Below are 6,465 nucleotides of genomic sequence, written 5' to 3' on the forward strand. Positions count from 1 at the left end.
CGGCGCGGGAGCACCCGGCGCCGGAGCCTGGTCGGCGGGGGCCGGCGCGGGGGCCGGGGCCTGGTCGGCCGGAGTCTGGTCAGCGGGAGCCGGTGCGGGCGCCGGTGCGGCACCCCCCGCCCCCGGAACGGTGAGCACCATCCCCGGCACCACCACGTCCGGGTCGGTCAGCTGCGTCCCGTCCGGGGCCTGCGCCCCCTTGTTCGCCTCGAACAGCTTGGGCCACTGCTCCCCGTCCCCCAGCTCCCGCTGGGCGATGGCCGACAGGCTCTCCCCGGTCTGGACGGTGACGGTCCGCTGCCCGCCGGAGCCGGCCGCACCGCCCGCGCCACCGGGCCCACCGGCCTCCGTCCCGGACTGCGGAGCGCTCTGCGGCGTCTCCTGCGGCGCGCCCTGCGCCGGGTCGCCCGAGGGGGCCGGGGCGGGCGGCGCCGGCGTCCTCGCCTCGTCCGGCTTGGCGTCCGCCGGCATCAGCAGCTCCCAGCCGGGCTGGATCGGCCGGTCGGCGTCGAAGCGGATGCCCGAATCGCCCATCATCCGGCCGTCGTTGAGCTTGGCGATCTCCACCCAGCGTTCCCCCGAGCCCAGTTGGCGCTCGGCGATGGACCACAGGCTGTCGGCCGGCCGGGCGTCCCGGACGGTGTACGTGCTCTGCTGCTCGGCGGCCGGGGTCAGGGCCGGCGCGGCCTGCGCCGCGGGCAGTGCGGCGCGCTGCACGCCCGGCGTCAACTGCGCCTGGACGACCGGGCTGTGGTTCGGCTCGGGGACGGCCGCGAAGGCCGAGCCGGCCACCGGGAGCAGGGCGAGCACCGAGCCGACCAGCCCGGCGGCGAGCCGCTGGCTCCAGCCGAAGGCCGGGATGCGGCGGGCGATCCGGCCGCGCAGCTGGGCCGGGATCTCCAGCAGGACGGAGAGCGCGAAGCAGGCCCAGGCGATCCAGCCGACCACCACCAGCGCCCAGAGGAACAGGCTTCCGTCGTCCGGACTGGTGAGCGCCTCGCCCACCCCGCCCGAGGCGACCTCGCCCATCCCGGCGACCGCGTCGGTGCCGTACAGCAGCAGCGCGGGGACGCCGAACAGCAGCGCGAGCAGGGCGACCAGCGCGCCGAGCGCGGTGATCACGGCGCGGCCGCGGCCGCGGGGTGGTCGGGGCGCCGGGGCGGCGGGCCTTCGGGCACCGCCGGCCCGATGGGACGTCCCGGCCCGGCCGTTGGGGGCCTGGCCGTTTCGGGCCTGGGCGGTACGGGCCTGGTCCTTGGCACGTGGCGCGGCCATCAGTCGGTCTCCGCTTTCTCTACTCCGTGGACGAGGGTCGCACTGCCCTTGCCCGTAACCTTCCGCTCCCCGAGGGCGCCCAGCAGGACCGGGCGGTAGTCGGCCTGCACGGTGACGGTGACGACCCTGCCGTCACCGGAGAACTCGATGCCGCCCGCCCGCAGGCCGTACAGGCCCAGGTAGGCGTCGGCGGCGTCCCGCACGTACTTCTCCTGGACCTTGAAGCCCTTGCCCTGGAGGACGGCCGCCCGGTCGAGCTGCTGGCCGCCGACCCGCGCGGCCTCCAGGGCGTAGGCGTCGGTCCGCTCGGCGACCCGCAGCCGGCCGCCGGCGTCGATCACCAGGGCGATGACGAGCACGACGTAGGCCGCGCAGATCGCCACGAAGAGGGCCACCGCGCCCCGGTCGGACCGGCGCGCCGACAGCCGTCGCCGCAGACGGCTCACCACTTCCGTCCCCTCCCCCCACTTCGCACGACGCTCTCCCCACCGGCCCCCACCGGGCGCCGCTCGGTACCGTTCCGCCATCCCCCGAGCGCTCTCCGCTTGCGTCTCCCCCGCACGGGCCGTCTCCAATCCCCTGTCTTCCCGGTGACGGCGCCGCGCGCTGTCATGTGCCCCGGTAACGGTCCACCACCGAGGTGAACTCGCCGACGAGGTGCTTCGTCACGGGTATCCCGGACGGTCCGCCGAGCAGGTCGGCCAGCTCCACGTCGCAGACCACCGTGACGGTGACGGTCGTGACCGGTCCGCCGGGCAGGTTCAGCTCCCCCTTGCCGACCCGCACGTCCCCGTCGCGGCACCACACGCCCTGCTGGCGCAGCGTCGCGAGGGCGGAGTCCCTGGCCGGCTGGTCCATCCCGTCCACGCTGCGCTGCAGGGAGGCGGTCCGGGCCCCGGCCCGGGCGGCGGCCTCCACGGTGCCGGCCGTGGTCTGCACCCGTCCGGCGGCGACGGCCAGCAGGACCAGCCCGACCACCCCCGGCACGACGATCGCCGCCTCGATCGCGATCCCGCCCCGGTCCGGCCTGCGCGGTCGCGACCGGAGCCCCGACCACCGCCGCCGTGGGCCCGGTGTCCGCAGCGCGTCCGTCACGGTGTCACCGCCGGCGGTACGAAGCGCTCGCGGGGCGCCTCGGCGAACTGGGTGATGTCGGGCGCCTTGAGCCCGGGTATCAGCAGCGGCGGGGTCAGCCGCACGGTGACCCGGATGGTCTGCGCCGTGCTGCCGTCGGTCCGCACCGTGTACCCGTGCACGCCCTGCCGGTCGAGGAAGTCGCGGGCCTGCCGCTGGGCCGCCTCGTTCTTCTCGCCGTCCGTCGCGCTGCCCTGCACCCGTCCGGCGTCCACGCCCTCGCGGGCGGCCGTGAGCGCGACCTGCCGGTCGTACCACCACAGCGCGGCCTGGACGACGAGCAGGACGAGCAGCAGGACGACCGGGAAGACGATGGCGAGGCTCACGCTCATCGACCCCCGGTCGCCCCTGCGGCGGAGAGCGGCACGCATCACGGGGTGGCGCCGCCCGCGCCGCCCGCTCCGCCCGCACCCGGCATGTTCGGGTCCTGCTCGACCTTCTTGACGACCTTGTCCTTCAGCAGGTAGAGCGCGGTCGCCACGGCACCCGCGACGAAGACCAACGCGATGATGGCGAGGGCGAGTTCGATGCTGATCGCACCGCGGTCGCCGCGCGCGCGGGCGGCCCGCAGCCGGCCGAGCCGCAGGGTGAACAGCAGGAGTGCGAACTGGACCGGTAGCAGGACGGGGCGCAGCACCCGGTCTGCCAGTTGGACGAGTCGTACGGTCATCGGGTCTCTCCGGAGGGACGTGGCGGTGTGGTGTGGTGTCGGCTGCTCTGGGACGGCTGTCAGTTGAGCATCTGGTGCAGCGCGGGGAAGACGATCAGGACGGTCATCAGCAGGGTCAGGGCGGCCCCGGGCGCGACCATCCGCTCGCTGTCGGCGTTCGCGCGGGCGAGGTCCTCGGCGAGCAGTTCCCCGCGCAGGCCCTTGGCCCGGGCCCGCAGGGTGTCGTACACGGCGGCGCCGTCGTTGCCGGACAGCCGCATGATGTCGGCCACGTCCTGGAGCGGGCTGAGCCCCAACTCCTCGGCCAGCGCGTCGAGTCCGGCCCACGGCGGGAGCCGGTCGGTGGCCGCGCGCTCCAGCGCGTCGCGGATCCGCCGGAACACCGCGCCCCGCCCGACCGCGGCGGCCCGGCGCAGCGCCTCGGCGGGGCCGCAGTCGGCGGCCCGCTCCATCGCGACGAGCTCCAGGTAGGCGGCGATGCCGTGCAGGTACTCGGTGCGCGCCTCCTTGGCCTCGCCGCGCACGACGGCGTCCGGGACGAACCAGAGCAGTCCGGCCAGCAGCGGCCCGGCGACCAGCGGCAGGGCGAACGGCAGGCCGACGCCCATCAGCACGGCCATCGCGCCCAGGTAGGCGGGCAGCAGCAGGCCGAGCGCGGAGAACAGCAGCTTGTGCACCATGAACCGGGCCGGGGTGCGGCCGATCAGGGCGAGCTCGCGGCGCGGGACGGAGACCCCGCGCAGGTGGACGGACCGCTCGCCGATCCGGTCGTACCAGCGGGGCCGCTCGTCCGGGTCCTGCTCGCGGTCGGCGGGGGTGGCGTGCAGCCGGTCCAGCGCCTGGCGCAGGTCCGGTGGCGCCGGCCGCAGTTCGGCGACCAGGAGGGCGAGGCCGCCGGCCGCGGCGGCGCCGGCCAGCACGGACCAGGGGGAGATCATCGGACCTCCCCGAGCTGCTCGGCCTGCTCCGGCCCGGTCGGCGCGGCGCTGGTCCGCCGTCCGCTCCTGCTGCGCCGGTCGGGCGTCAGCAGCCGGGGCACCGGCGGGTGGGAGGCCAGCGCCCGCATCCAGGCGATGATCGCCACGAACAGGGCGGCGACCACGGCGAGCACCACCTGGCCGAGGAAGGTCCCGTACGGCCGGGTGTATTCGGTGTTGAAGGAGCCGACGGTGACGACCAGCACGATGATGCCGACCAGCCAGCGGATGGTGGTCCGGTGCTTGGCCCGGTCGGCCTCGATGGCGCGGCGCTGGCGGACCTCCTCGCGCACCAAGTCGGCCATGTCGGAGAGCGTGCGGGCCAGGCCGGGGCCGCTGTCCCCGGCCCGCAGCACGAGCGCGGCGAGCACCTTGTCGGCGGTGGCGTCGGCGAGGCTGTCGGCGAAGGCGCGCAGCGCCTCCTCGGGCCGCCAGCGGGCCTGCAGCCGGGCGGCCAGCTCGCCGATCTCGTCCTCCAGGGCGGCCGGGGCGGTGCGCCGGCTGGTGACGATGGCCTGGTTGAGGCCGACCCCGAGCAGCAGCACGTCGGCGATCCGCTGGGTCCACTCGGAGAGCGCCTCCAGCCGCTCGATCCGGTGGGTGTCCGGGCGGGTGGTGTCGAACAGCCAGGGCAGGCCGAAGACGGCCAGCGGCACCAGCAGCGCGGTCAGCGGGATGCCGGTGAACAGCCAGGCCAGCGGCGCGCCGGCGAGCGCCAGCGGCAGCTGGACGCGGCGCAGCCGCACCATCCGGTGCCCGGCCGTCCCGGGCGCGCCGTACCAGAACACGTGGAGCCGGCCGGCCAGCGGGTTGACCGCCCGCTCGGCCTCGTCCTCCTCGACGGGCTCACTGCCGCGGGCCCAGAGCGCCAGGGCGACCATGCCGCCCGCGACCGCCAGCCCGCACAGGGCGAAGAGCAGCATCACCGGGTGCCACCGCCGATCCGCAGCTGCAGCGGGGTGGCCCAACTCCCGTACCGGGAACCGAGCAGCGAGGCGTCGAAGCCGGCCCGGCGCAGGTCGTCCAGGCACTGCGGCGGGGTGTGCGGGACGGCCCGCGGCTCGCCGAGGTCCGGCCGGGGGCCGAAGACGGTGTTCAGCGCGGGCCGGCCGCTCTCCCCGAGGCCGGTGACCTCCAGGACGTGGGAGACGAAGCGGTGCCGGCGGCCGCCGACGGCGGTCTCGTCGACCATGGTGACGTGCACGATGAGGTCCAGGGCGTTGGCGGTGAGCCGGTAGGCGAGTGAGTCGGTCATGTGCGAGCCGTACTCCAGGCAGAGTTCGGCGATGCGGTCGACGACCATGTGCGGGCCGCGGGCGTGCAGGGTGCACATCGAGCCGCCCTCGCCGTTGGTCATCACCCGCAGCATCGGGACGACCTCGCCGGAGCGGACCTCCCCGACGATGATCCGGGAGAGCGTCATCCGCAGCGCGGCCGGGATGAGGTCGCCGAGGGTCAACTCCCCGGCCAGGCGCCCCTCGACGCGCTCGCCGTTGCCCTCGCGGGCCTCCATCGGGACGACCTGGCGCAGGTGGCCGAGGGTGTGCAGCCAGAGTTCGAACTCCGACTCCAGGGTGCCGATCCGCTCGTCCGGCGGGATCTCGGCGGCCATCGCGCGCAGCAGGCTGGTCTTGCCGACGCCCTGGGTGCCGGTGATCATCACGTTCTTCCGGGCCCGGATCGCGGCGGCCAGGAAGGCCGCCAAGGTGGCGTCCAGGGTGCCGAGTTCGACCATCTCGGGGAGCGTCGCGGAGGCCACCCGGTGGCGCCGGATCGCCACGTACGGGCGGGGCGTCACCTCGGTGAGCGCCTGGAGGCGCATGCCGCCCTCCAGTCGCAGAGCGAGGGTCGGGCTGGCGGTGGACAGGCTGCGCTCGCCGCCGCCGTGCTGGCGGGCCAGGTCCTGGAGCAGTTCGACGAGTTCGGCGTCGCTGTCGGCCACCGGCGGTACCTGGCGCAGGGGTTGGTGCACCTTGGAGACCCAGACGTCGTCACAGCCGTTGATCAGGATGTTCTCGATCTCCGGGTCGTCCAGGTAGGGCTGGAGCCGGCCGGCCCGGAACAGCAGGTCGAAGACGGCCTCGGCGAGGGCGCGGTCCTGATCCCGGGTTGGCGGGATGCCGTGGGTCTGGGCGTACGCGTCGGACCACCGGGCGACGGCCTCCTCGATCAGCGCCCGGCCGCGCTGGCGGCGGGTGGCGCGGTCCGGCTCGGAGCCGGAGGAGAGCGTCAACCGGGTGATCTGCTGGTGCAGTTCGGCCGCGACCTGGCGCTTGAGCTCGCGGGCGACCTGCGGGTCCACGACGGGCCGGGTGGCGGAGCCGCGCAGGTCCAGCGAGGGCAGCTGGGAGGGCACGGCGGTGGGCCCGGCGGCCGCGCCGGGCGGGACGGGCTGCGGCGCGACGGGCT

The 6,465-nt window shown here is 75.5% G+C and carries 8 protein-coding genes; all 8 read right to left on the reverse strand.

All coding sequences use genetic code 11. The annotated features are described in order from the left end of the window. Positions 1-1,275, reverse strand: a 1,275-nt coding sequence (locus AE652_RS32510; RefSeq protein ID WP_159028616.1) for a LysM peptidoglycan-binding domain-containing protein, incomplete at its 3' end; no start/stop codon positions are given. Then, positions 1,275-1,724 carry a hypothetical protein gene (locus tag AE652_RS32515; protein WP_049658128.1) on the reverse strand — a complete coding sequence of 150 codons (450 nt, stop codon included), beginning with the start codon at positions 1,722-1,724 and terminating at the stop codon, positions 1,275-1,277. The genes AE652_RS32515 and AE652_RS32510, both read right to left, overlap by 1 nt. A gap of 160 nt (positions 1,725-1,884) precedes the next feature. Beyond that, entirely contained in the window at positions 1,885-2,262 is a 378-nt protein-coding gene (locus AE652_RS32520) for a pilus assembly protein (protein WP_143204636.1), read from the reverse strand. Positions 2,263-2,366: 104 nt separating this feature from the next. Next, positions 2,367-2,741 (reverse strand): TadE/TadG family type IV pilus assembly protein, encoded by a 375-nt coding sequence (locus AE652_RS32525; protein WP_234348625.1) that lies wholly within the window; start codon positions 2,739-2,741, stop codon positions 2,367-2,369. Positions 2,742-2,779: 38 nt separating this feature from the next. Beyond that, positions 2,780-3,079 (reverse strand): hypothetical protein, encoded by a 300-nt coding sequence (locus tag AE652_RS32530; protein WP_049658132.1) that lies wholly within the window; start codon positions 3,077-3,079, stop codon positions 2,780-2,782. A 59-nt stretch (positions 3,080-3,138) separates the two neighbouring features. Beyond that, a complete protein-coding gene (locus tag AE652_RS32535; RefSeq protein WP_049658133.1) occupies positions 3,139-4,017 on the reverse strand; it encodes a type II secretion system F family protein in 879 nt (292 codons plus the stop codon). Next, positions 4,014-4,979, reverse strand: coding sequence for a type II secretion system F family protein (locus AE652_RS32540; RefSeq protein ID WP_082346122.1), 966 nt, complete (start codon positions 4,977-4,979; stop codon positions 4,014-4,016). The genes AE652_RS32535 and AE652_RS32540 overlap by 4 nt, the downstream gene beginning before the upstream one ends. Further along, the coding region (locus tag AE652_RS32545) for a CpaF family protein (RefSeq protein ID WP_049658135.1) at positions 4,979-6,465 on the reverse strand (1,487 nt) is incomplete at its 5' end. The genes AE652_RS32540 and AE652_RS32545, both read right to left, overlap by 1 nt.

The organism is Kitasatospora sp. MY 5-36 (assembly GCF_001182915.1).
GTDB lineage: Bacteria > Actinomycetota > Actinomycetes > Streptomycetales > Streptomycetaceae > Kitasatospora.